The sequence below is a fragment of the Deinococcus sp. Marseille-Q6407 genome, assembly GCF_946848805.1.
Taxonomy (GTDB): Bacteria; Deinococcota; Deinococci; order Deinococcales; family Deinococcaceae; genus Deinococcus.
In genome coordinates, this window is record NZ_CAMPFU010000002.1 from 992,081 (window position 1) to 1,015,797 (window position 23,717).

The following is a 23,717-nucleotide window of genomic DNA, read 5'->3' on the forward strand; positions in this document are numbered from 1 at the left end:
GGCTCCGCTAGACTGCCCGGCATGGTTTCCGTCCACAGCCATAGCCTGCCCGGCGGCCAGACCGTGTACCTGACTGGGCTGGAACATGCCGCAGGCGCCGCCGCGTTGCTGGCCCGGCTGACCAGCAATGCCGCAGCCCTCCTGACCGGCGAGGTCCACGCGGCCCTGGCGTCTCAGGATGCCGGCGCCCAGCTGCTGCACCTGGACCTGCTGGAGCCGCCGCAGCAGCGCTCGGAGCAGGACGCAGCCGGGCACCTCACCAGCCTGATGCTCAGTTTTCCATTGGCCGTCAAACTGTACGACTCACAGGGCGGGCGCTGGGTGCTGGACGTGAACCTGGTCTTGACCGCCAGCGACTATGCCGGCGGCAAGGATTACGCTCTGCAAACGGATTTTATGGTGAATGCTGCCGTGCAGCTGGAAGGCTGAGGGCGGGAGCTTCCCGGCCCGCAGAGCCCCGCTTCAGCCCTGGGCCTGCAGCCGCCGTGCCAGCGCCTCGTTCATCCGCCCGAAGTTGTCGCGGATATCGCCGCGCAGCCGGCCGCGCATCAACGGCACCAGCAGGCCCCGGACATGCTCGCCGTGAACCAGCCGGGTGCCGCCGTTCTCAGCGCTGAGCAGAAAATAATGTTCGCCGTCGAACAGGCCAGGCAGACCCAGCTGCCCCTGCCAGCGCAGTTCCTGATCCGGCTGCACCGTCAGCAGGCGAGGGCGAAAGGTCATCTCCTGTCCATCCACACTGCGATTGGTAAACGTGATGCGTGCTCCCGCGACCAGCGGCCCGTCCAGCCGCACGATGACTGGGTTCCACTCCGGGTAGCGTTCCACATCGCTCAGCACCGCCCAGACCTGCTGCGGCGAGGCAGGCAGCCAGAGATCGGTCGGAACCTCGGCGCTCAGGGCTGCGGGCCAGACAAAACGTACGGCGTTCGTTTTCATGGTGAACGCCGTACGTTTTGGAAGGCAAGAGTTCAAGGCGTACACTGTTCACCGTGCCTCAACCTGCCAAACTCAGCCGCGAACAGATTCTGGACACAGCACTGACTCTGCTGGAAAGCGGCGGCCCTGAAGCGCTTACCATGCGCCCCCTGGCCGAACAGCTGCAGGTGCGTCCCAGTAGCCTGTACCGGCACTTTCCCGGCCGCGAAACGCTGCTGGACGCCATGAGCGACCTGGCCGCTGCGCAGCTGGACCGCCAGCTCCAGAAGGCCGCCGGGTCAGCCACGTCAGCGCGCGCAGCCCTGGTGCAGGCCGCGCAGCAATATCTGGACTATGCCCGCCAGCATCCCCATCTGTATGCCCTGCTGCTGCAGCCGGCGGCTCCCCGCAGTGCCGAGGCGCTGGCCCAGAGTGCCGGCAAACAGCTCTGGAATACGCTGCTGGCGCTGGTCGGCCGGCTCAGCGGCAACCCGGACGACACCGGCTGGGCAGTCGCTTACTGGACCTTCCTGCATGGGTACGCCGAGCTGGAGCGCAGCGGCCTGTTCGGAGCCAGCGGGCCGGCCGGCGGCTTCGAGCTGGGTCTGGATGCTCTGCTGGGCAGCATGGAGCGCCGCTGACGCTCACACCATCGGCAGTTCGTCCAGCAGTCCGAAGTCGCGCGGCACGAAGAGGCTGCCCTCGGTCACGCCCTGCTCGCCCAGGCCTTCCAGCGCTTCTTCCAGCTCGGCGCTGCTCAGGCGGCCGTCCAGGTAGTCCCGGTGCAGGGCGATGACCTCGCGCACCTGCTTGGGCGTCTCGTGGACGAATTCCAGCCGGAAGTGCCGCAGGCCCGCCGCCCGCCAGTCGTCCAGGTGCATGCCGGCCACCTGCGGGCGGCCCTCGAACACCGTGTTGCGGCAGCCCACATCGGCCATCACCGGGTGCTGCACGCCGCGCTCGTCTTTCAGGGCCACCCGGTGTGACTCGCAGGGGTGGCCACAGTTGGTGTAGTTGGTGCCGTCGCTGAGAAAGCGGCAGAACACGCAGTGCTCGGTGTGAAAGACCGGCAGGTGCTGATAGGCGATCGGCTCCAGAGACTCAGGGCCCACCAACTCGGCCAGCTCGCTGATTTGCTGCGCGTTCAGGTCATGAGTGGGTGTAATGCGGCTAAGGCCCAGGTCCAGCAGGGCGCGGGTGGTGAGCACGTTAGCGGCGTTGAGGGAAAAGTCACCGGTCAGCGGATGCGGCGCGTCCACACCTTGCAGGCCTTCCAGCAGGCCACCGGAGCGCACCAGCAGCTCGGCGTCCAGACCCAGCAGGAATTTCTGGAGGTTCTGCTCGGTGGGCTTGAGAATGCGCGGGCTGGCGACCCGCACCGTGATGCCGGCGTCCTTGACCCGCTGCACGCTGGGTTTCAGGCCATAGAGTTCCAGATAATCCAGAGTGATGGAGTCGGGGCGCTCTGCCAGCGCGGCTTCCAGTTGCTCGGGTGTCCGCACCAGCACGTGCAGCTGCGGCGGCAGGCTGGCCGGGGCCGCTGCGCTCGGCTGCACGCTGGCCCGCAGCGCTTCCGCCAGCTGCGGCACCGCCGTCCGCTCGGGGGTCTGGCCGCGCAGTTCGGTCAGGGCACCCACCGCGTCGCGGCGCAGGGCATTCAGCGCGCCCAGCGGCAGGAACAGCCCCGGCTCCAGCTCGGCGCTGAACTCGCCCAGGTGATAGCCGGTGCCGCCCAGTTTCCCCAGCTGCTCGCGCAGACCGGCCTCGTCCAGAGCGCGGTTGCGGGCCCCCCCCAGCGGGCTCTCGCCCTGCACGGTCACGCTGCGGCCTTCTTCGTCGGTGAGGGTCAGCGCGGGCAGCTCGCCCAGTCGGCCCACGAACTGCGCCGCCAGCGGGCGGGTGTACACCGGGTCGGCCGCGTCGGTCAGCGGGCGGATGCGGGCGTTCAGGCCCGGGTCCTGGGTGCGCCACACCGGGTCGCCCTCGCGCACGCGGCCGCCGTCCACCGCGCCGCGTCCGAACCGCAGCTCGTAGACTCGGCCGGGGCGCACATTCCCGGCTTCCACCTGCACGCCGCTTTGCCACAGGCCGTACACGAAGCCGCCTTCCTCGCGGCCCTCGGGCTTGCGCCAGTTGGCGGGGTCGAACACCAGACCGTCGCCGGGCTTGACCGGCTGTTCCAGCTCCACCAGCACGCCGCGCTCGGTGACACCACGCACAGTGCCCACCCGCACGCCACGGTGCCGGGGCGCGCGCCCACGCACCACCGCCTGATGGTTGGTGCCGGTCATGAAGTGCGGCCCCAGCCCCCGCGAGTAGATCTGCTCCAGGTCCTGTTCTTCCTGCGGCGTCACCGACAGCGGTAGCCCGGCCCAGGCTTCGTCCACCGCGCGGCGGTAAGCCGCGGTGGTCAGTGCCACGAACTCGGCGTCCTTGTAGCGGCCTTCAATCTTGAGGCAGTCCACGCTAATTCTGACCAGTTCGGGAATCTGGTGCAGGGTGTAGAGGTCGCCGGGCGACAGCAGGTAGCGGGCGTCGCCCAGGTCGCGGTACTCGCCGTCCACGAACATCTCGTAGGGCAGGCGGCAGGCCTGGGCGCACTGCCCCCGGTTGGCCGAGCGGCCACCCCAGGCCTCGGAGGAAAAGCACTGGCCCGAGTAGCTTACGCACAGCGCCCCGTGCACGAAGGTTTCCAGCTCCAGGTCGGTCTGGCGGCGAATGCGCTCGATGTCGCTCAGGCTCAGCTCGCGGCCCAGCACCACCCGGTTGGCCCCGAACCGGCGGGCCAGCTCGGCGCCCTCGGCCGAGGTGATGCTCATCTGGGTCGAGCCGTGGATGTGCAGGTCCGGGCAGATGTCGTGGGCCAGCCGGGCCACCCCATGGTCCTGCACGATCACGGCGTCCACGCCCGCTTCGGCCAGCGCGATCAGGCTTTTCTCGGCGCGGCGCAGTTCACGGTCAAACACCAGAATGTTGAAGGTCACAAAACCCTGCACGCCCCGCTCGTGCAGTTCGCGCATCACTTCCGGCAGTTCCTCGGACGCGATACCCACTTTGGCCCGCGCATGAAAGCCGGCCCCGCCCTGCCGCGCGTCTGCCTCGGGCGGATTCACCCCGAAAAACACGGCGTCGGCCCCGGCCTCTATCGCTGCCCGGATCTGGGCGCGGCCGCCGGCGGGGGCCATCACTTCGGGCTTGCGGGTCAGGGGGGTGGGCACGGCAGGGGGCGTCAGCATAGCAGGCCAGTGTAGCGGGCCAGCGCGGCCAGGTTGATGGACTGGGGAACATTGGCAGGCGGCGCAGGTGGCAGCGCAGGCCAGGGGGTCCAGGGGTCAGCCAGAAAACCCGCAGGTCTTGACCCAGGAGGCTGTGCCAGGTCGGCCACTGCGGCTTAGAGCTACGGACATGGAATCGGCCTGGGTATTATTCCGTTTGGAGACTGCCACCCGCAGCGGACCGAACCCGGCCTCATCACCGCGAGTGCCAGCAGTATAAAAAATGCTACGATTTTCGGCCTTATTGTTCAGCAAGAATCAGCGAATATCCGCACTCCGGTCCGGTGAACTGTTGAAGCATTGTTGCGCCAACCGGTTCACATCAGAAGCTAGCAGCCCGACTTCAGCCGCATTGAGGCGGCCGCCGAACTTGAAAGCTGTCAGCTCTATGGCAGATGCGTATCCTCCTGTGGTTTGTATGCTGGCGGCCACATTAACTGACGTGCCTTTCCCATCTTTCAACTGGTAGACGAGGTCGCCGCCGGGGACGGTGGACTGGCCTGTACCCAACAGCCGCCACAGGTCAGTCCAGTTTGCCTGTGCCTGAGCTGAACTGGTCAGTCCAACAAAGGCTGTTAATATCAGAGATATTGGTTTTTTCATTCTCTCTGGTTTAGGCTAAATATCTTTTCTGGGATGATTCTTTCGTGCCTGACAGATTTTCTTGCCGCCGGGCCTTTCCAGAGCACTCAGCAAAACATCTGCCGCCGGGTTTTAATCCAGCGTTCTGTCAGTTCTCTGTCTGAGGCACGGAATAGCTTGATGCGCATGGGTTTTTTCGATTGGGTTAAAAATATTTTTATCAGGCCAACACTCACGGTTGCACCGGAATCGGTCGATCCCGACAACGCCGACCTTGCCACGCTGGATATTCCCGGCGCCGTGCAGGCACACCTGAACTGGACCAAGCGGCTGCGCGACGCCATTCAGGGCGAGAGCCAAGAGGACTTCGACATCAGTGCGGTGCGGGCCGACCACAACTGCGCTCTAGGCAAATGGATTCACAGCGACGGCGAACGGGCCTACGGCGAGCTGCCGGCCTTTACCGACCTGCGCGCCAAACATGCCCACTTTCACCGCGAGGCGGCCGGGGTGCTGGAAGCGGTGGAGGCCGGCGAACGCACCCACGCCCAGCGGCAGCTGGTCACCAGCTTCTCCGCCAGCTCGCGCGAAGTCATCGCGGCGCTGGACCTGCTGCAGGATCAGGCCCTGATGCGGGCCGCCCGGGCGCAGGGCGCCTGAAACTGCGGCAAGCTCTGAGCCAAGAGCTGAGCGCATAATGCAGCGGATGCCGCGTCCTTCTCTGACTCGCCCCTGGCGGGACTGGTCTGCCAACGAACGCCTGGGCGTGCTCAACGGCTGGCTGGTACTGCTGGGCGAGGGCTTTATGAACGTGGCCATCGTGATGGCCGGGTTCGCGGCCAAGCTGGGCGCGCCCAACGTGGTGATCGGGCTGCTGCCGGCCATCGGGCAGGGCGGCTGGATGCTGCCGCAGCTGTATATCGCGGCGCGGGCGCGCCCGCTGACGCACAAGCTGCCGCTGTACCGCTCAGCCGCCACGGTGCGCACGGTCACTTACCTGCTGATGGCCGCCTGCGCCGCTTTCCTGACCGACTGGCCGGCCCTCTGCCTGACGGTCTTTTTGCTGGCGATGCTGGTCAATGCCCTGGCCTCGGGCGTCTCGGGGCTGCCCTGGCTGGAGATTGTCAGCAAGACGGTGCCGGCGCCGCGCCGGGCCTGGTTTTTCGGCACCCGCAACCTCTACGGCGGACTGCTGGCCTTCTTCTCGGGGCTGGGCGTGCGCTGGATTCTGGGTTCGGGGCTGGCTTTTCCCTACAACTACGCCCTGATTTTCCTGCTGGGCACCGTGGCGCTGACCGCCGGGTACGGCGTGTTCGGCCGGGTGGAAGAACCACCGGACCAGCCGCTGCCACCGGGAAACTTTCGCAGCGAACTGCGCGCCATTCCGCACTCGCTCCAGGATTCGGCCCTGAAAGCTTTTCAGAACGTGCGCCTGCTGCTGGCTTTTGGGGCTGTCAGCGAGCCTTTTTACGCGGTGTACGCCCTGCGCGACCTGGACTTCCCGGCGGCGTCACTGGGCACCTTCGTGATGGCGACCACGGCGGCGGCCCCGCTCAGCAACGTGGGCTGGCAGCGGGTGGCCGAGCGCAAAGGCTCCAGGCGGATTCTGCGCTACGCGGCCGCTTTTGCGGCCCTGGCACCGGCCACCGCCCTGCTGGCCGGACACTTCGGCTGGCCGCCGCTGGCCTACGGACTGGTGTTCGTGCTCTCCAGCGTGGCGGTGCAGGGCTTTAACCTGGGCAACAACAATCACCTGCTCAACATCTCGCCGCCTGAGTCGCGTGGGCGCTATATCGGGACCCTCAACACGCTGGTGGGCGTGGCCCTGTTTGCTCCGGTGCTGGGTGGGCTGGCCGCCGACCGCTGGGGCTACCTGCCGCTGTTCGTCAGCAGCGTGCTGCTCTATTCGCTGGCCTGGTGGGCCTGCGGGCAGCTGCGGCGCGACGCCTGAAGCCGGGGGCGCTGCTCCAGAATCAGTGTGTTCCTGCGAACTCAGTACTCCTGGGAACTCAGGGCCCGTTTCAGGGCCGGCACGCCGCCGGGATACACCTGGGCGTCCAGCCCGTCGGCTTCCAGAAAGCGGGCGGCCAGCGGCGAGCGCACGCCCCGCTCGCACAGTACCAGCAGCGGGCCGTCGGCCGGGGTCAGCCCGTGCTGGCCCTGCTCGATGGCGGCCAGCGACACCGCCCGCACCGGGTGTTGCGGCAGCAGCTTTTCCAGCGGGTCGGCAAAGCGCAGTTCCTGGGGGCGCAGATCAATCAAGGTGACCTGAGAACCGGGCAGCGGCGGGAGAGTCATGACCCCGAGTCTAGCCCGCGCTGCCGGCGTCAGGGGGCCCTACATTTCACCCCGGCCGCTTGAATTATGCTGGCTCTATGTCTATTCGAGAACTGTCGCCCCAGGAAGCCAGCGAGAAGCTGCAGCAGACCGATCAGTACCAGCTGATTGATGTGCGCGAGGAAAACGAGTACGCCGACGTGCATGCCGAAGGCGCCGTCAACATTCCCCTCAGCCAGCTGACCGAGCGCTACAGCGAAATTCCCCAGGACCGGGACACCATTCTGATCTGCCGCAGTGGCGTGCGCTCCATGCAGGCCGCCGAGTTCCTGGCCCAGCATGGCTACGACGAAAGCCGCCTGCACAACCTGCAGGGCGGCACCAACGACTGGGTCGCGCAGGATCTGCCCCACGTTCAGCCGGCCAGCGACCTGCCCACCACCGAGCAGGTACTCGAAGCCCTCAAGATCGTCAAGGACCCGGAAATCCCGGTGAACGTGGTTGACCTGGGCTTGATCTACGAGGTGGAGATTAACCCCACGGGACAGGTGGAGATCACCATGACCCTGACCAGCGTGGGCTGCCCGGTACAGGACCTGATCCGCGCCGACGCCGAAATGGCTGTGGGCCGCCTGGACGGCGTGTCCGACGTGAATGTGGAATTCGTCTGGACGCCACCGTGGAACATGGAAATGATGACCGAAGACGGCAAGCGCCAGATGCGGATGTTCGGCTTCAACGTCTGAGGCCAGGTATCCAGCAGTAAAAAAGCGGCAAGAGGGTTCTCCCCTCTGCCGCTTTTTTTATTGCCTGCTGGGTCTCCCCAGGGCTCAGTCGTCGCTGCGGGCCAGGCCCAGGAAGTGCAGGAACTGGGCCAGCGCCATGGCGAAAGCCAGCACGTAGGTCATGGCAGCCACAGTCAGCACCTTCTGGGCACCACTGCTCTCGGCGCCGGCCGAGACTAGGCCGTTGGAGCGCAGGTAAGCCAGGGCGCGGCGGCTGGCGTCGAACTCCACCGGCAGGGTAATCAGGTGAAACAGCAGCGCGCCACCGAACAGAATTACGCCCAGCCAGATCAGCGGGCCAAAGTGCAGCGCCAGACCGATCAGGAACATCCACGGCGCCAGGTTGCTGCCGATCGACAGCGGCACCGCCAGCTTGCCACGGGCCACCAGGGCCGGCATGCTGATTTTGTCCTGAATGGCGTGGCCCACCTCGTGCGCGGCCACCGCAGCACCCGCCACGCTGGGCAGGCGGAAGTTGGATTCGCTGAGGTACACCTCGTCCTTGATGGGGTCGTAGTGGTCGCTCAGTTCACCGGGAGTCATTTTGACCGGCACGTGCTGCAATCCGGCATCATCCAGCATGCGGCGGGCCACCTCGGCCCCGGTCAGGCCGGCGCTGTTGCGCACGTTCATCCAGCGGCCGTAGGTGTTCTTGAGCCAGAACTGCACAGCAAACGACAGCACCATCAACAGCAAAATCAGCGGCATATAGGATGTGCTCCCGCCGGCGCTATACATCATCGGGTCCATCAATCGTTCTCCTTAGTTGTGATTCCGCGCCAGGGGCCACTTTGGCCTGAGCCGGGCCGGAAATTCAGTCAGTCTGCGGCGGAGCAGTGTCGAACAAGCGAGTCCGCCGTATCCCCACAACCTGCAATACGTGCCGTACTTGCGGATGGTTGCAGCATAGCAACCGAACCTTAAGCCCAGGCTAAAGCCGGCGAATGGCCGTGACCAGCAGCAGCATCTGCACCCCGCCGCGGCTGGCCGGTGCAAACGTCGGCTGCACGATCAGGTCGATGCCGTCGCCTTCGAGGTAGCCGCGTGCGATGGCCAGCGCCTTGACCGCCTGATTGACCGCCTGCGGCCCGACTGCCTGAAGTTCCACCTGCGGCGACTCACGCAGGAGGCCGGACACCGCGCCGGCCAGCGCCTTGGGCGCGGAATGGGAAGCCACCTTGAGCTGCATCACTCCCCCACTATGCCTGATTCGGCAGAGCCGCCGGGGCAAAGCTGCCGCCGGCGACTGGTGTGCTAGGGAGTCAGAGCCCGGCGCTCAGCGCTTATCCGGCAACCACTCAGCGGTCCGCCAGCACCTGTTCCAGCCCCTGACGGAAGCGGGTCACCGTGCCGGGCACGTCCTGCAATTTGTCGAGCCCGAACAGGCCCAGGCGGAAAGTAGAGAAGTCATCCGGCTCGCCGCACTGCAGCGGCACACCTGCCGCGATCTGGAGGCCGGCCTGGGCAAAAGCGCGCCCGGTGCGGATGTCCTCGCGGTCGGTGTAGCAGACCACCACGCCGGGGGCCTGGAAGCGGGGGGCGGCCACGCTGGGGAAACCGGCCTCTTCCAGCAGCTGCCGCACCTGCCGGCCCAGTTCCCACTGCGCCGCTTCGGCCTCGGCCAGCCCGAAGGCCTTGATTTCGCGGACGGTATCGCGGAACTGGCGCAGGCCGTCGGTGGGCATGGTGGCGTGGTAGGCATGGCCGCCGGCCTCATAGGCCTGCATGATGCTCAGCCACTTTTTCAGGTCCAGGCTGAAGCTGACCGATTCGGTGGCCTCCACCCGGGCGCGGGCGGCCTCGCTCATCATCACCAGGCCGGCGCAGGGGGTGCTGCTCCAGCCTTTTTGCGGCGCCGAAGTCAGCAAGTCAATGCCCAGCTCGCGCATGTTCAGCCACACGCAGCCGGGCGTGTTCAGCGCCGTTTTGAAACAGCATCATGTGCTGCAGCAACCGCGAACCGTCGCTGTAGCTAACCCCCCACTCGGCCGAGCGGGCCTGCGGCGAGCGCAGCACCGCGCTGGCGGCCGCGTGCGATACGGCAAAGGTGCCGCCCAGCTCTGGAATGTTCAGCAGCCCATCTCCGTCAGTCAGGCGGTGAAGCTGCCGGTACACCGGATAAGGGTCGGCCAGTGCAGCGCCACTCCAGAGAGCCTGCACGCTGGCAAAAACGCGGGGGTCGGTCATACCGGCAGCATGGCACAGCGGCAGTCAGAGAAATGGCTATGCTGCGCCTATGCCGGTACTGTGGATTAATGGTCCTTTTGGGGTGGGCAAGACCCAGGCAGCTTACGCCCTTTACGCCCTAGCCTTCCGCCTTCCCGGCGCGTTCGTCTGCGACCCGGAGCAGCTGGGCTTCGGGATTCAGCGCATGACCCCACCGGAGCTGCGCGGCGATTTTCAGGACACCGCCCTGTGGCGCAGCGGCACCCGCGACCTGCTGGCCCGCAGCGCCCTACACAGCAATCGCTTCATCATCGTACCTATGACACTGGTGAACCCGGATTATTTTGATGACATCGTGGGCGGCCTGCGCCGGGCCGGCATAGAGGTGCGGCACGCCGCCCTGCTGGCGTCACGGGAAACCCTGCTGCGCCGTTTGCGCTCGCGGGGCGAAGGAGCAAGCAGCTGGGGCGCCGAGCAGATAGACCGCTGCTTGCATGGACTGGCCGCTCTAGACTCCGCAGATCACCTTGCTACTGACGGCCTGACCCATCATGAGGTCGTGGATGCTCTGGCCCGGCACTCCAGCTTGACTCTGGCTCCCGACCCACGCACGCCGCTGCAAAGAAGGCGTCTGGACCACCTGAAGGTGCAACTGCGCAGCATCCGGAGAGACTGAAGCTCAGTGCAGGCTGGATACGGGAAAGCCAGAGGCGTGACTTACTCCGATGATACTTCCACAGCGGCAAAAGGCCCGGCTCTAGCAGCCTCCGCCCGGTTCACAGCTGCCTGTACTCATCACCGTCAGTTCGCCGCCCGCCGTGACCAGACCGGCCGGTAGCCTGCAGGCGTCGCCCGCCTTGCACTGCACGCCCGGCAGGCTGAGGTGAACGGTCAGCCGCTCATCCGTCTGCTCCAGCCGCTCCACGCCGTAGCGCAGCGCCGGCCGGGACAGGTTGCCGTACTCGAAGCGCACCGGGGCGGCCGGGTCCAGCGTGATCTGGCCGACCACCCGGTCATAGATGGCCAGGGCCTTGCGGGTGGTCATGAACCCACGCTCCGCCTCTTCCGGGGTGCCGTCCATCAGCTGAAACACCGTCTCGCGCCAGCGGTCCACCCGGCCGCCGCAGTCCACCGCCTCGGTGCTGACGGCGCCGATTTCGGTGAGGTGGTAGCCGGCCGGCACCAGCCGCTCGCCGTGCAGCCAAAATTCCAGCGGGCGCTGCGGCTGCACGCGCAGGGCGTCCAGCACCTCGGCCGTGCTGAGACTGGAAACGCTGGCCTGGAAAGAGCTTTCAGAAGGCTGAGTCATACCGGTAGTTTAGAGCCGGGGCCGGGGCAGCCCCGGACAGACGCACAGCAGCGCTACGCTAGGGCAGCTTTACCCCTGTCAGGATGCGGTGCATGTCCAGCGCGTAGCTGTCTGTCATCCCCGAAACGTAATCGGTCATGACCAAGGTGCGCTCATAGGGCGTCAGTTCACGCACGATAGCTTCGGCGTCTGCATCTTTGGCAAAAGCGTGAAAGTCCGCGTCAGGCCGCACCAGCAGGTATTTCTTGGGCAGCAGCTTCAGCAACTTCTGTCCTGAGCTACTGAGCCGCTCGTTGCTCTCCAGGCTAGGCGGAAGCGCCTGCATCAACTCGTCCAGTAGCCCGCCAATCACCTTGAAGCCTGCAAACTCTACTTGCAGCACCCGGGAATCTATATAGGCGGTCTTCCTGACTTCATCCCCCAGAGCTTCATAGCTGGCATGCATCTCCGGGTCTATCGCATCTATCAGGGCCAGTGTGAAGGTGCCTTCCCGCAACTCGTCCAGATGCGCGGTCGCCACATGCATTACGGCAGCCATCAGCGCGCCAATGGCATGTGCGCGGAGCTCGGAAGTAGAGCGTTCACGCAATTCGGCAGTGGACATGCGGCGTAAATAATCCGGCAAGAAGGGCCGCAGCAGCTCATCAAAACGTTCACGCGAGATGACCCCGGCCTCTTCCGAGTCTTCCAGGTCAACCACGCGGTAGCAGATGTCGTCGGCGGCTTCCATCAGGTACACCAGCGGATGCCGCGCAAAGCAGCCTGCACCGCGGCGTTCGCTCAAGCCGAGGCCCACACGTACTGCCTCTGCCAGTGTCGCATCCGCCTGAAAGTAGTTGAATTTTTTGCCTGCGCAGTCAGTTTTGTCGCGCTCATGTCCGCTGCCACGTGGGTATTTGAGCAGGGCACCGTAACTGGCCAGGGTCAACCGTGCGCCACCTTCACGCTGACGCGCCCACAGTCTGGCCAGAATGCGGAAGCTCTGGGCATTCCCCTCGAAGCGCCGCAGGTCCCCGAACTCCACTGCCGACATCTGCGCATGCAACGTGCTTTCGTGCCGCTGTGCCCACTCCTGAATAGCCGCCTCGCCGCTGTGTCCAAACGGTGGATTGCCGATGTCGTGCGCCAGACAGGCCACGCTGACGATGGTGGCCACGTCTTCGGGGTGCAGATGCCCCGGCAACTCGCCGCGCTTTTGCAGGAGCAGCCCAAAATGTTTGCCTAGTCCACGCCCCACGTTCGCCACTTCCAGTGTGTGAGTCAGCCGCGTACGGGTGTAGTCCGACTTGGCCAGCGGAAAGACCTGGGTCTTATCCTGCAAGCGGCGAAATGCACTGGAAAAAATCAGGCGTCCGTAGTCGGCATCAAACTCGCTCCGGCCCGTTTCCTCGTCATGAGCGGCGTGTCCCCGGCTGCGCGCAGCGTGCAGGCGCTCATGGCTGAGCAGTTGCGCCCAGCGGTCAATATTGGCGGTCATGTTTGCATTTTTCCATAGTGCCACGCCACAATGCATCCAGGCAGAGAGCCGCAAGGAGTACCGCTGCAAGGCCATCACGAGCGAGCCTGAGACGGTGAAAGTCAGGCGACGGGCAGCAGCGAGAAAGGCAGGCGGGGAGCCACAGCAACAGGAAAAGGTGCCGGAAAGCGGCCACAGCGTTTTACGCGTGGGGCCACAGCCGGAACTGGGGTGGAACCGCGCATGTCCCGTGCGTCCCCGGATGAGTGTGCAGTGCAGGCTCGTCCGGGACGTTTTTTGTTATGGCACGTTTTATGGCAGGGTGCCTCAGCGCCTGCCGCGAACCCCGAAGGAAGAAAGGACAAACACCATGCCCGCACAAACGATGGAAGAACTGGTCAGCCTGTGCAAGCGCCGCGGATTCATTTTTCAGAGCAGTGAAATCTACGGCGGCCTGCAGGGCTTTTACGATTACGGCCCCCTCGGCGTGGAGCTGAAGAACAACATCAAGAACGCCTGGTGGCGCGCCAACATCTACGAGCGCGACGATATGGAGGGCCTCGACGCCTCGATCATCATGCACCGGCTGGCGCTGCGGCACTCCGGCCACGAGGCCACCTTCAACGACCCGATGGTGGACAACAAGAAGACCAAGAAGCGTTACCGCCTGGACCACCTGGTCAAGGACCAGAAGGCCGACGTGCTGGCCAAAGTCGCCGCTGCCGTGAACGAATCGCCCGACAACATCGCCGCCGTTTCGGCCCGCTTGATGGAGCAGCCGGCCCGCGCCGCCGAGATTCTGGTGGAAGCCGGCGTGCGTGACGCTTTCAGCGGCGAAGTGGGCGAGTGGACCGAGCCGCGCCCCTTCAACATGATGTTCAAGACTTCCATCGGCCCGGTGGCCGACGAGGACTCTTTCGGCTACCTGCGCCCCGAAACCGCTCAGGGCATCTTCCTGAACTTCAAGAATGTGGTGGACTCCACCAGCCGCCGGCTGCCGTTCGGTATCGCCCAGATCGGCAAGGCGTTCCGCAACGAGATCACTCCGCGCAACTTCGTGTTCCGGGTGCGCGAGATGGAGCAGATGGAAATCGAGTTCTTCTGCGCCCCCGGCACCGATGAGGAGTGGCACGAGCACTGGCTGCAAAAGCGCCTGCAATGGTGGGAAGACCAGGGCGTGCCGCGCGAGAAGATCATCGTGGAGAACGTGCCCAAGGACGACCTGGCGCACTACTCCAAGCGCACCTACGACCTGATGTACGATTTCCCCACCCTGGGCCACGATGAAATCGAAGGCATCGCCAACCGCACCGATTTTGACCTGGGTTCGCACACCAAGGGTCAGGCCGAACTGGGGCTGACCGCGCAGGTGATGGAGAACAACGATTCCATCGCCAAGCTGACCATTCCGCACCCCGACACCAACAAGCCGGTGGTGCCGTTCGTGATTGAGCCCTCGGCCGGCGTGGACCGCGCCATGCTGGCGGTGCTGAGCGAGGCGTACCACAAGGAAACCCTGGAGAACGGCAACGAGCGCACCGTGCTGAAGCTGAAGCCACACCTCGCACCCATCAAGGTGGCGGTGATTCCGCTGGCCCGCAACAAGCCCGAACTGGTGGACCTAGCCCGGCAGATCAAGGCCGATCTGCAGAAGCTGGGGCTGGGCCGCATTCTGCTCGAAGAAAGCGGCAACATCGGCAAAGCTTACCGCCGCCACGACGAAGTGGGCACACCGTTTTGCGTAACGGTGGATTTCGATACCGTGGGCAAGGGCGACGATGAAGCCCTGACCAACACCGTGACGGTCCGTGACCGTGACACCCTGGCGCAGGAGCGGATACAGATCAGCGAGCTGGGCCGCTGGCTGGCAGAAAAGCTGCGCTGAGCTTCTATTCTGAAACACCAAAGAGATAAGAACAGCCCCGTCATTCAATGGCGGGGTTTTTCAGTTGGGCGGCGAAAAGATAGATGAAGCGGCAGCGCCTGAACGCTGCCACTTTTTTACTTGAATTTACTCTGAAGCTTTAACTCAGCTGACCTGACGGCCGCCGTGCTTGGCGACAGCGTCCATCAGGGCGCCTTCGGGCACGTTGTCATCCACGGCCACAGCGCGGCCACCGCCCTGGTAAGTTTCGTTCAGGGCGCTGTACTGGGTCGAGGGGGTGTCGTAGGTGTCGTAGTAGGTGGCGTCGTCGGCTTCGCGGGCCGCTTCACCAGCGGCGCCCACAGCGGCGCCCACGCCACTGCCCAGCAGGGTCAGGCCGATCAGGGGAGCAGCCAGGCCACCGGTTGCCACGGTAGCGGCAGTCGCGCCGGCCAGAGCAGCGCCGGCCAGACCAGCGGCAGCGCCGGTCACAGCGCCTACAGCGGTGCCCTTCATGGCTTCCTGGCCCACATCGGTGCCTTCGGTGCCGGCAGTTTCACTGTAGGTGCCGGCTGCGTAGTGATCGGTGGTGTACTGGGTGCCAGTGCTGCGGCCAGTGAAGCCTTCGGTCTGGCCCTGGGTGTAGGCATGCTGGCGGCTGTCTTCACGCACCAGGCCCTGGGTCTTCAGTTCGTTGGCAAAAGCATCGGCCTGCTGTGCGGTCGGGAACACGAAATGTTTCATAGGTCCCAGTCTGACAGCCTCAGCGGCATATCCATGAGAAGAGTCACAAAGTGACTTTGGTCAAACTTGGGAAGCACTTTAAGGCCGCGGGCGGTCAGGGTCCAGTAAGTCCTCGGCATACTTGTCGTTGAGATATTCGCGGCGTACCGCAAACTCACGTTGCTGTTCGGCGGTGATATAAGCGGCAATCTGACGCATCCGCTGCTCAATCAGCGCCAGCGAACGTTCCAGCTCGGCCAGCTCGGCGGAATCACTTCCCACGCGGCTGTACAGGTCCAGCAGCTCGGGCAGATCACGGGTGGCGGCCTGCTGCGCCTCGTAGCGCTCGCGGCCGAGTTCGCCTTCTACGGCTTTCAGAGCCTCATCGGTCGCCGTGATGGCGCCGCGCAGCGCCGGCCGCACCTGGGGCGGCAGCCGGGTCCCGTAACGGGTCCAGAGCCGTACCAGTTCTCGCCGGGCCGATTGCTGCTGCACCTGCTCCTGGGCCTCTCCCACCCGCTGCTGAACTCGCTGCAGTTGTTGCTGCCCGGTTTTCAGACTGCGGCGAGCGGTCTGCACCCCAAAGTAAGCGGTGCCTAGCGCAGCCAGCAGCAACAGCGCCAGCAACACCGTGCCGACTGTCCCATAGCCCGTCACGAAGGCGACCAGCGAGAAGACAAACAGCAGAGACATGATCGCCAGCCCAGCCGCTCCTGCCAGTGCCACGCCGAAAGCCCGCTGCAACCAAGAAAGGCCCGGCGCTGCTGGCCGCGAGACCTCCTGCAGGGGGATAGGTCCCTGCGGCTCGGGCGCCATCGGTTGTAGCTGGGGCGCTGTCTGGGTGGCCGGCTCGGTGGTCTGCGTGGGCGCAGCTTTCCGGGGAGGACGGGAACGTGTCACCCTGAAATGATAGGCCGCGTTGCCTGACCACAAAGAAAGCGGGCCACCCGGTCAGGGGCGGCCCGCAAGGAACCCTAAAGGCTGCAGGGTTCTGGAAAAGTTCTCAGCTTAGAGCCGGACCTTGACGCCCACTTTGGCCTTGATGTCGGTGCTGGGCTGGTTGAAGATTTCGTCCTGGGTGGCGTAGGCCGGGTCACCGGGACGGCTGGTTTCACTGCGGCCGGAGCTGTCGGTGTAGGTGATATTGCCGCCAAAGAACTGGTCCACACCCAGGTCGCCCACCACACTCACGTTGTTGGCCACCGGATAAGCCACCTGTAAGCCGCCGCCCACACCGAACGCACTGCTGGAGTAGGTGGAAGTTTTGCCATTTCCGTCACTCACATTGGCTTTGAAGGCGCCGTAGCGGCCACCGGCATAGACTAGGGTATCGGCGCCCTGGGCCACCTGGCCCAAGCGGTAGGTGCCGTCCACACCAAAGACCGTCTGGCTGCCGGACTCGGTATACCCTGCCTGGGCAAAGTCGAACAGGCCGCCGGTAACAGCTTCGTCATTCACTGCGTCCTTGATGTTGGCAAAGCTGCCGCTCACCTTGACGCCCATGGGGCCGGCCACCGCAGGCACATGGACGAACACTTCGGCGCCCGTGCCGCCGGCATACCCACCGGTCAGGCCCAGTTCCACGCCACTCTGGCCCACCTGGGTCCGAGCCCCACTCTGAGCGCCGGCCACGCCCAGGGCTGCCAGCACTGCAACTGTCAGAATCTTTTTCATAAGTTCCAGTTTAGGGGGCCAGGGTGACGCGATTCTGAAAACAGACCCTATATGCAGGGCCAAAGTCTTGAGCGACCGCCAATGCCCGGCCAAATCGACCCGTCAAATCCACCGGCCAAATCTGTTAGACTTCGGCAAAATTGAACTCGGTACAAGTTTATGGACACCGCGCCGTTCTCCCCCACCTTTTCCGTCCCGGCCGCAGTGTCAGCTACCGGGGATTCGGGGGAGGCGGCCTGTTTTAGACTGAAAAGGCCGGAATCAATCGGAAGCGGGGCCGCACCAAAGCAAAGCAGTAGAGCGAGGAGGCGGCCCAGCAGCTCTCCAGGAGGACACTTATGAAAATTCTGACCCTGATTCGCCAAGTTCCCGACGCCGAAGCCCGTGTGAAAGCGGCCGGTGGCCAGATAGATCTGAGCAGCACCACCATGGTGATTGACGGTATGGACGAGTACGGCGTGGAAGAGTCGCTGCAGCTGCGCGAAAGCGGCGCCGACGTTGAAGAGATCATCGGCCTGGCCGTGGGCCCGGCCCAGACCGAAGACGCCCTGCGCACCGCGCTGGCGATGGGCATTGACCGCGCCATTCATGTGGAAACCGAAGGCTATATGGACCCGATCGCCGTGAGCCGCATCGTGGCGACCATCGCCCAGGAAGAAGGCGTGCAGCTGATCCTGGCCGGCGGCCAGCAGGCCGACTGGGACAGCCAGGCCCTGGGTGCCGCGACCGCCGAACGCCTGGGCTGGCCCCAGGCCACCTGGACCAACGATCTGAGCATCAGCGGGACCACCCTGACCGGCAAGCACGATGTGGACAGCGGCAGCGAGAACTTCCAGATGGAACTGCCCGCCGTGGTCACCACCCAGCAGGGCCTGAACGAACCGCGCTACCCCACCCTGCCCAACATCATGAAGGCCAAGAAAAAGGAACTGCGCAAAGAAGACCTGGGCCGCTTCGGCGCCGAAAACGGCGTGCAGCTGGTGAGCAGCGAGATTCAGGTGCGCCAGCGCAAGAACCAGCTGATCGACGGCAAGGACCCGCAGGCCGCCGCGCAGGAACTGCTGAACCTGCTGCGCAACGAAGCCAAAGTCCTGAACTGAGTTCTGCCTCGCCCAGGCTATGCGCCGGGCGCCGGGTGGACCCCGAACCTTCCAGCCGTTTTCTCTTCTCCCCTTTCCAACCGAAGGAGTGCCTTAAATGATTCTGATTATTGCCGAATACAAAGACGGCCAGCTGTCCAAGTCCACCGCCGAAATGATTCAGGCGGCCCGCGCTTCAGGCCAGAGCGGCCCCGTGACCGTGCTGGTGCTGGGCAGCGGCGTGAGTGACATTGCCAACCAGGCCGCCCAGTACGCCGATCAGGTGCTGGTGGCCGACCGCCCCGAACTGGCCCAGTACAACGCCGAACTGTGGGCCGCCGCCGCCACCCAGATTGCCCAGCAGGGTCAGGCCAGCGTGGTCATGATCGGCGGCAGCCGCTCGGGCCGTGAATACGCGCCCCGCGTGGCCGTCAAGCTGGACGCCCCCTACCTGGAAGACGCCATTGCCCTGCAGGCAGTGGACGGCGGCCTGCAGAGCCAGCGTTACTCGTACCTGGCCCGCGTGACCGAAACCCAGCAGGCCAGCGCCCCCACCGTGGTAGTGACCGTCAAGCCCGGCGCCTTTAACCCGGCGGCCGCCACTGGCCAGACTGCCGACCAGTACGACGTGGAACTGGAACTGCCGCAGGCCCGCTTGCAGGTGACCGGCAAGAACGAAGAAAAGCTGGACCGCGTGGCGCTGACCGAAGCCGACGTGATCGTGACCGGCGGCCGCGGCGTGGGCAGCTCCGAGAACTTCGGCACCCTGGTCGAAGGCCTGGCCGACGCCATCGGTGCCGGTGTGGGTGCGACCCGCGCCGTGGTGGACGCCGGCTGGCGCCCCTACAGTGAGCAGGTGGGCCAGACCGGGAAGACCGTGCAGCCCGGCGCTTATATCGCCCTGGGCGTGAGCGGCGCGGTGCAGCACCTGTCCGGCATGGGCAAGAGCAAGTACATCGTGGCAATCAACAAGGACGCCGAAGCGCCCATCTTCAAGGTGGCCGACTACGGCATCGTGGGCGACGTGAACGAGATCGTTCCTGCCCTGATCAGCGCGGCCCGCTGATGCTGAGCCGGTGGCAGCAGGCCGGCGCCGGTGCCCTGCTGGGTCTGGCGCTCAGCGGCTGCACACCGGCGTTTCATCCGCAGCCGGCACCTCCCAGCCTGCTGGCCCGCTCCAGCGAGGCTGTTGCCCTGATCAAACAGCTGGGCTGGGGCACGCCTGAAGCGCTGGCGGCCGCCCGGCCCCGGCTGGAGCCGCTCTGGCCGGAGCTGGACTGGGAAGGCAACGGGTGCAGCACGCCCAAAGGGCTGGATTTGGGCCACCGGGAGGACTTTACCCCGGCCTGCAACGTGCATGATTTTGCCTATCACAACCTGCGGGTGCTGGAACCGACGGCGGCCAACCGCCGCGCCAGCGACGAGGCTTTCCGCCGGAACCTGTGGGCCATCTGTGAGCGCAAGCCGGCCAATGCGCAGCTCAGTTGTTACTCGGCGGCCGCGGCCTATTACGCGGCTGTGCGGTTGCGGGGCAGCACCCGCTTCGCTCCGGGAACCTGAGCCAGAGCACTAGAGACGGGTTAGCAGGCTGCGGTTCCACCCATTTGTGGAACCGCAGCCTGCTTTTTGATGTTCCTGAGTGCCAGGCTTCAGCCAGTCTCCTGACCAGAGCGCCAGGCGTCCTCAGCATGTACCCGCGCCCAGGCCCGCTCAAAAGCGGGATAGGAGTGGACGTCAGCCAGCGCTTCGGCCAGGCCGGCAGCCAGCGTCATGCGGCGCAGATGCATGCTGGTCTGGAAACTGCCCTCTGGCCACTCGGCGTGGGTGTGCAGGGTGCCGCCTTCATCGGCCTCCAGCACGAAACGGGCGTCCGGCCCCAGCAGCTCGGCGCGGCACAGGTCACTATTCTCGCGGCCACAGTCCTCGGACTCGATCAGCACAGCGTCCAGATGCGGCCAGCCCAGGGTGTCGGCCACCCAGGCGCCGAACAACTGCGCCGGCAGTGCGTTCTGCCCGGCGTAAGTCAGGTGCAGCTCGTGCAGCCCTGGCAGCTGCCGGGCCGCCTCGGGGCGGTCGAAAACCTGCGCTAACGCCTCGCGCCAGCCGCTCAGGCGCGGCCAGCCCAGATCGGCCAGGGCGTAATGCCGGCCCGGGCAGATCTCCAGCGTCAGCGAATCACAGATGACCTTGTCGGCCAGTTCGGTCAGCTCGGCCAGCAGCGGGCCGCCGGGCCGGCGCTCGGCCGCCCACCAGATGTAGTTGAGGGTGGCCGGGCGCAGCAGCGGCAGGATGGCGCCGCGCAGCTGTTCCTCGTCCGCTTCCAGCACCAGCCGCTCCACGTAGCGCCCACCCTCCTGCGGCACCAGGCTGACCTGCACCTCGACCACGTCGCTGCCTTCCAGCACGCCGATAATCTGCCGCCCGGCGTAGCGGCCCTGCAGCCCGGCCAGCGCCGCTTCCACTTTTTTCAGGTGGGTGCGCTCGGTCAGCGCCACCAGGTTGCCGGTGGCCGCGCGGGTTTGCACACCCAGGCAGTCCCACAGTTCACCGATAGTGTTCTCAGCGCCGCGCACCGTGGTCAGGCGCGGCTCCAGGCAGGCCGGGTCGGGTGCCTGGCCCTGCGCGGCATGACTCTGGGCCGCACGTTTCTGAGCGGCCGGGCTCACAGCCGTCTCCAGCGCCGGTCCTCACCGATCAGACGGTCGGCGTCGTCGGGGCCCCAGGTACCGCTGGTGTACAGCTGCGGGCGGCCCTGGCCTTCCCAGGCGTCGATCAGGCCCTGCACAATGCGCCAGGATTCCATCACTTCCTCCTCGCGGGGAAACAGCGAAGCGTCGCCGGTCAGGGCGTCCAGCAGCAGGCGCGAGTAAGGGCTCTCCAGCGGCGCACCGAACGCGTCGTAGCGGAAGTCCATCACCACCTCGCGCAGGTCCATCTCCTGCCCCGGCATCTTGGAGCTGATCTTGAGGCTGACCCCTTCATCCGGCTGAATCCGGAAGGCCAGCACGTTGCGCTCCACATTGGGAAAGATGCTCAGCGGCGGGCGCTTGAAGACCACCGCGATTTCCGTGACTTTTTTGGGCAGCCGCTTGCCGGTCCGCAGGAAAAACGGCACACCCTGCCAGCGCCAGTTGTCCACTTCCAGCCGCACCGCTACGTAGGTGGCCGTCCGCGAGTCGGGGCTGACGCCTTCCTCGTCGGTGTAGGCGGCCAGCCGCTCGCCGTAGAGGGTGCCGGCTGCGTACTGCCCGCGCACCGCCACCTGATCGGCCGTTTCGGGGGTAATCCGGCCAATCGCCTGAAAGACTTTGACTTTCTCGTCGCGCAGGGCATCGGGCGAGCCGGGCGCAGGCGGTTCCATCGCGGTCAGGGCCAGCAGCTGCAGCAGGTGATTTTGCAGCATGTCGCGCACCACGCCGGCTTCCTCGTAGTAGGCGGCGCGGCCTTCCAGCCCCAGGTCCTCGGAGGCCGTGATCTGCACATGGTCAATCAGGTTGCGGTTCCACAGTGGCTCGAAAATGGCGTTGCCGAACCGGATCGCCAGCAGGTTCTGCACCGTTTCCTTGCCCAGATAATGGTCAATGCGGTAAATCTGCGACTCGTCCCAGTAGCGGGTCAGCCGGGCCTGCAACTCGCGGGCCGATTGCAGGTCGCGCCCGAACGGTTTTTCGATCACCAGCCGGCGCCAGCCCTCGTCCTGACGGTGGAGGCCCTGCCCGGCCAGCCCGTCGCTGACGGTGATAAACAGGCTGGGCGGCAGCGAGAGATAAAACAGGGCGTTGGACGTATCGCGCTCGTCACAGAAAGTGGCGATCTGGGCATAGACATCCGGCTGCGAGAGGTCGCCAAAACGGTAATCCAGCGTCTGCAAGAAGGCCTGCAGGCTGCCCTCGTCAATCTGGTCGGTTTCGCTGCTTTCGCGCAGGGCCTTTTCCACGTAGCTGCGGAACTCGCCCGCCGCCATCTCCTGGCGGCCGATACCCAGCACCTGCACCGCGCTATTCAGCAGGCCGTCTTGGAACAGCCCAAAAATGGCCGGCAGCAGCTTGCGCCGCGAGAGATCACCGGTGACCCCGAAAATCACCAGCGTGGCCGGCTCGGGGGCGCTCTGCCGGTGCATCACGTCGCGGAAAGGGTTGCCGACCGGCTCCGTGGCCGCGCCTGGCTGAGTCTGACCCGCCGGGGCAGCGGCGGCGGCCGGTTGCGGTTTGGGCGCAGGCTGAGAAGCGGCGCGCTTCTTGCCGGCCGCTTTTGGAGCGCTGGCTTTGGCCGCCTTGGCCCCCTTCTGGGCCTTGGCCGCTTTCGGGGTTTTGACAGCTTTCTGGGTTTTGTCAGCTTTCTGGGCCTGAGCAGTTGCCTGGGCCTTGCCGGCCTTCTGGCTGCTTTTAGCGCTGGCGGTGTCGGCCACCCCGCGGCTGGCCTTTACCTTGTCCTGGCTGGCCTTGGTTTTATTGGCCTTGCTGGCTTTGGGAGATTTGCTGCTCATTCGGGGTCCTTCACGCGCTGCTGGCCAGTTTCACCCAGCTGTTCGGCGGCGCTGGTCTGGGCAGGGTTGATATCCGGCACCAGCCCCTCTTCGCGGTGGGCTTCCACCGTCTTGACGGCGTGGCCGCCAAACGCGCGGCGCATCACGCTGAGCATCTGGCCGGCGTAGCTCAGCTCCTGCTGGCTAAGGAAACGCATCTGGGTGGCCAGGGTGATGACCGGGGTGGGCACGCCTTCTTCAATCGAATCAATGATGGTCCAGCGGCCCTCGCCCGAGTCGGCCACGTAATCGCTCACACCACTGAGGTCGGTGTCGGACTGCAGCGCTTCGGCGGTCAGGTCCAGCAGCCAGGAGCGGATCACGCTGCCGTGGCGCCACAGTTCGGCAATCTGGCCCATATCCAGCCCGAAATCGTCCTTGGCCCGCATCAGCTCGAAGCCCTCGGCGTAAGCCTGCATCATGCCGTACTCGATGCCGTTGTGGACCATCTTCACGTAGTGCCCCGAGCCGCTCGGGCCCATCCGGCCCCAGCCACGGTCGGGCGCCGGGGCCAGCGTTTCCAGCAGCGGCCGCAGGCGCTCCACCGCCTCCTGCTCGCCGCCCACCATCATGGCGTAGCCTTCCTTGAGGCCCCAGACCCCGCCGGACGTGCCCACGTCCACATAGTGCAGGCCCTGGGCACGCAGTTCCTCGGCGCGGCGCATGGTGTCTTTGTAGTTAGAGTTGCCCCCGTCAATGATGATGTCGCCCGGCGCCATCTGGGCGGCCAGATCGTCCAGCACGCTCTGGGTGATGGGCCCGGCCGGCACCATCATCCACACGGCCCGGGTGCCGGGTTCACCCAGCTGCTCCAGCATGGCGCCCACGCTGGCCGCTCCTTCCATGCCCTGCTCGGTCAGCCCGGCCACCACGGCGGCGTCGCGGTCAAAGCCCACCACCCGGCAGCCGCCTGCCAGAAGCCGGCGCACCATGTTGCCGCCCATCTTGCCCAGGCCGATCATGCCCAACGCTGCTGCGGTTTTCGTCGTTGCTGTCATGGGGGCATGATACGCGCCCTCTGCCCAGCTCAGGCTCAGAAATAAGCCCCCGTGAACCCTTCCGGAAACCGCGCCGCAGCGACCCG

General features: G+C 65.5%; 26 protein-coding genes and 1 pseudogene. 11 read left to right on the forward strand and 16 right to left on the reverse strand.

What is annotated here, in order from left to right; all coding sequences use genetic code 11:
• Positions 1–21: 21 nt before the first annotated feature.
• The gene (locus tag OCI36_RS06830; protein WP_261664316.1) at positions 22–429 is read left to right on the forward strand and encodes a hypothetical protein; all 408 of its coding nucleotides are present in this window, start codon (positions 22–24) and stop codon (positions 427–429) included.
• 33 nt (positions 430–462) lie between these two features.
• Here OCI36_RS06830 and OCI36_RS06835 read toward each other — a convergent pair whose 3' ends face one another.
• Positions 463–939: an SRPBCC domain-containing protein gene (locus OCI36_RS06835; RefSeq protein WP_261664317.1), complete on the reverse strand. Its 477-nt coding sequence runs from the start codon at positions 937–939 to the stop codon at positions 463–465.
• Between the two features lie 53 nt (positions 940–992).
• Here OCI36_RS06835 and OCI36_RS06840 point away from each other — a divergent pair, with 53 nt between their 5' ends.
• Positions 993–1,559: a TetR/AcrR family transcriptional regulator gene (locus OCI36_RS06840; RefSeq protein WP_261664318.1), complete on the forward strand. Its 567-nt coding sequence runs from the start codon at positions 993–995 to the stop codon at positions 1,557–1,559.
• Between the two features lie 3 nt (positions 1,560–1,562).
• Here OCI36_RS06840 and OCI36_RS06845 read toward each other — a convergent pair whose 3' ends face one another.
• Together OCI36_RS06845 and OCI36_RS06850 are read right to left on the reverse strand one after the other, a co-directional pair.
• Positions 1,563–4,103: a DUF3656 domain-containing protein gene (locus tag OCI36_RS06845; protein WP_409996726.1), complete on the reverse strand. Its 2,541-nt coding sequence runs from the start codon at positions 4,101–4,103 to the stop codon at positions 1,563–1,565.
• A gap of 348 nt (positions 4,104–4,451) precedes the next feature.
• On the reverse strand, positions 4,452–4,796 hold the full coding sequence (locus OCI36_RS06850; protein WP_261664320.1) for a hypothetical protein: 345 nt from the start codon (positions 4,794–4,796) through the stop codon (positions 4,452–4,454).
• A gap of 165 nt (positions 4,797–4,961) precedes the next feature.
• Here OCI36_RS06850 and OCI36_RS06855 point away from each other — a divergent pair, with 165 nt between their 5' ends.
• Both OCI36_RS06855 and OCI36_RS06860 read left to right on the forward strand, forming a co-directional pair.
• Positions 4,962–5,435 carry a CZB domain-containing protein gene (locus tag OCI36_RS06855; RefSeq protein WP_261664321.1) on the forward strand — a complete coding sequence of 158 codons (474 nt, stop codon included), beginning with the start codon at positions 4,962–4,964 and terminating at the stop codon, positions 5,433–5,435.
• A 46-nt stretch (positions 5,436–5,481) separates the two neighbouring features.
• Entirely contained in the window at positions 5,482–6,726 is a 1,245-nt protein-coding gene (locus OCI36_RS06860) for an MFS transporter (RefSeq protein WP_261664322.1), read from the forward strand.
• A gap of 41 nt (positions 6,727–6,767) precedes the next feature.
• On the opposite strand, the gene OCI36_RS06865 is transcribed toward OCI36_RS06860, so the two are convergent.
• Positions 6,768–7,073: a rhodanese-like domain-containing protein gene (locus tag OCI36_RS06865; protein WP_261664323.1), complete on the reverse strand. Its 306-nt coding sequence runs from the start codon at positions 7,071–7,073 to the stop codon at positions 6,768–6,770.
• Positions 7,074–7,150: 77 nt separating this feature from the next.
• Here OCI36_RS06865 and OCI36_RS13320 point away from each other — a divergent pair.
• Both OCI36_RS13320 and OCI36_RS13325 read left to right on the forward strand, forming a co-directional pair.
• A pseudogene (locus OCI36_RS13320) lies at positions 7,151–7,438 on the forward strand (rhodanese-like domain-containing protein); the annotation flags it as partial.
• A 45-nt stretch (positions 7,439–7,483) separates the two neighbouring features.
• On the forward strand, positions 7,484–7,798 hold the full coding sequence (locus tag OCI36_RS13325) for a metal-sulfur cluster assembly factor (protein WP_315941258.1): 315 nt from the start codon (positions 7,484–7,486) through the stop codon (positions 7,796–7,798).
• 84 nt (positions 7,799–7,882) lie between these two features.
• Here the strand turns inward: OCI36_RS13325 and OCI36_RS06875 are convergent, their stop codons facing one another.
• The 4 genes from OCI36_RS06875 to OCI36_RS06890 all read right to left on the reverse strand — a co-directional run bounded on the left by OCI36_RS06875 (position 7,883) and on the right by OCI36_RS06890 (position 10,024).
• On the reverse strand, positions 7,883–8,587 hold the full coding sequence (locus OCI36_RS06875; RefSeq protein ID WP_261664325.1) for a zinc metallopeptidase: 705 nt from the start codon (positions 8,585–8,587) through the stop codon (positions 7,883–7,885).
• Between the two features lie 181 nt (positions 8,588–8,768).
• The gene (locus OCI36_RS06880) at positions 8,769–9,014 is read right to left on the reverse strand and encodes a stage V sporulation protein S (protein ID WP_315941251.1); all 246 of its coding nucleotides are present in this window, start codon (positions 9,012–9,014) and stop codon (positions 8,769–8,771) included.
• A gap of 121 nt (positions 9,015–9,135) precedes the next feature.
• Positions 9,136–9,738 (reverse strand): hypothetical protein, encoded by a 603-nt coding sequence (locus tag OCI36_RS06885; RefSeq protein ID WP_261664327.1) that lies wholly within the window; start codon positions 9,736–9,738, stop codon positions 9,136–9,138.
• On the reverse strand, positions 9,707–10,024 hold the full coding sequence (locus tag OCI36_RS06890) for a hypothetical protein (protein ID WP_261664328.1): 318 nt from the start codon (positions 10,022–10,024) through the stop codon (positions 9,707–9,709). Before OCI36_RS06890 ends, OCI36_RS06885 begins: the two co-directional genes overlap by 32 nt.
• 49 nt (positions 10,025–10,073) lie before the next feature.
• Between OCI36_RS06890 and OCI36_RS06895 the strand changes: the two genes are divergently transcribed.
• Positions 10,074–10,679 (forward strand): ATP-binding protein, encoded by a 606-nt coding sequence (locus OCI36_RS06895; RefSeq protein ID WP_261664329.1) that lies wholly within the window; start codon positions 10,074–10,076, stop codon positions 10,677–10,679.
• An 81-nt stretch (positions 10,680–10,760) separates the two neighbouring features.
• On the opposite strand, the gene OCI36_RS06900 is transcribed toward OCI36_RS06895, so the two are convergent.
• Together OCI36_RS06900 and dgt are read right to left on the reverse strand one after the other, a co-directional pair.
• Positions 10,761–11,312 (reverse strand): DUF6428 family protein, encoded by a 552-nt coding sequence (locus tag OCI36_RS06900; protein ID WP_261664330.1) that lies wholly within the window; start codon positions 11,310–11,312, stop codon positions 10,761–10,763.
• A 58-nt stretch (positions 11,313–11,370) separates the two neighbouring features.
• A complete protein-coding gene (gene dgt / locus OCI36_RS06905; RefSeq protein ID WP_261664331.1) occupies positions 11,371–12,789 on the reverse strand; it encodes a dGTP triphosphohydrolase in 1,419 nt (472 codons plus the stop codon).
• Positions 12,790–13,138: 349 nt separating this feature from the next.
• Between dgt and OCI36_RS06910 the strand changes: the two genes are divergently transcribed.
• Complete coding sequence (locus OCI36_RS06910; protein WP_261664332.1) at positions 13,139–14,653, forward strand: glycine--tRNA ligase; 1,515 nt, start codon at positions 13,139–13,141, stop codon at positions 14,651–14,653.
• 144 nt (positions 14,654–14,797) lie between these two features.
• On the opposite strand, the gene OCI36_RS06915 is transcribed toward OCI36_RS06910, so the two are convergent.
• The 3 genes from OCI36_RS06915 to OCI36_RS06925 form a co-directional block, all read right to left on the reverse strand.
• The gene (locus OCI36_RS06915) at positions 14,798–15,376 is read right to left on the reverse strand and encodes a hypothetical protein (RefSeq protein WP_261664333.1); all 579 of its coding nucleotides are present in this window, start codon (positions 15,374–15,376) and stop codon (positions 14,798–14,800) included.
• 78 nt (positions 15,377–15,454) lie between these two features.
• On the reverse strand, positions 15,455–16,255 hold the full coding sequence (locus OCI36_RS06920) for a hypothetical protein (protein WP_261664334.1): 801 nt from the start codon (positions 16,253–16,255) through the stop codon (positions 15,455–15,457).
• 108 nt (positions 16,256–16,363) lie between these two features.
• On the reverse strand, positions 16,364–17,029 hold the full coding sequence (locus OCI36_RS06925; protein WP_261664335.1) for a hypothetical protein: 666 nt from the start codon (positions 17,027–17,029) through the stop codon (positions 16,364–16,366).
• Positions 17,030–17,367: 338 nt separating this feature from the next.
• Here OCI36_RS06925 and OCI36_RS06930 point away from each other — a divergent pair, with 338 nt between their 5' ends.
• The 3 genes from OCI36_RS06930 to OCI36_RS06940 all read left to right on the forward strand — a co-directional run bounded on the left by OCI36_RS06930 (position 17,368) and on the right by OCI36_RS06940 (position 19,668).
• Positions 17,368–18,129, forward strand: coding sequence for an electron transfer flavoprotein subunit beta/FixA family protein (locus tag OCI36_RS06930; protein WP_261664336.1), 762 nt, complete (start codon positions 17,368–17,370; stop codon positions 18,127–18,129).
• Between the two features lie 97 nt (positions 18,130–18,226).
• A complete protein-coding gene (locus tag OCI36_RS06935; protein ID WP_261664337.1) occupies positions 18,227–19,174 on the forward strand; it encodes an electron transfer flavoprotein subunit alpha/FixB family protein in 948 nt (315 codons plus the stop codon).
• A complete protein-coding gene (locus tag OCI36_RS06940) occupies positions 19,174–19,668 on the forward strand; it encodes a phospholipase (RefSeq protein WP_261664338.1) in 495 nt (164 codons plus the stop codon). The genes OCI36_RS06935 and OCI36_RS06940 overlap by 1 nt, the downstream gene beginning before the upstream one ends.
• Positions 19,669–19,757: 89 nt before the next feature.
• Here OCI36_RS06940 and OCI36_RS06945 read toward each other — a convergent pair whose 3' ends face one another.
• From OCI36_RS06945 to gnd, 3 genes are read right to left on the reverse strand one after another with little or no spacing between them, the layout of a single operon-like run.
• Complete coding sequence (locus tag OCI36_RS06945) at positions 19,758–20,774, reverse strand: glucose-6-phosphate dehydrogenase assembly protein OpcA (protein ID WP_261664339.1); 1,017 nt, start codon at positions 20,772–20,774, stop codon at positions 19,758–19,760.
• A complete protein-coding gene (zwf, locus tag OCI36_RS06950; RefSeq protein ID WP_261664340.1) occupies positions 20,771–22,594 on the reverse strand; it encodes a glucose-6-phosphate dehydrogenase in 1,824 nt (607 codons plus the stop codon). The genes OCI36_RS06945 and zwf overlap by 4 nt, the downstream gene beginning before the upstream one ends.
• Positions 22,591–23,631, reverse strand: a complete 1,041-nt coding sequence (gnd, locus tag OCI36_RS06955; protein ID WP_261664341.1) for a phosphogluconate dehydrogenase (NAD(+)-dependent, decarboxylating) — start codon at positions 23,629–23,631, stop codon at positions 22,591–22,593. Before gnd ends, zwf begins: the two co-directional genes overlap by 4 nt.
• Positions 23,632–23,717: the final 86 nt, after the last annotated feature.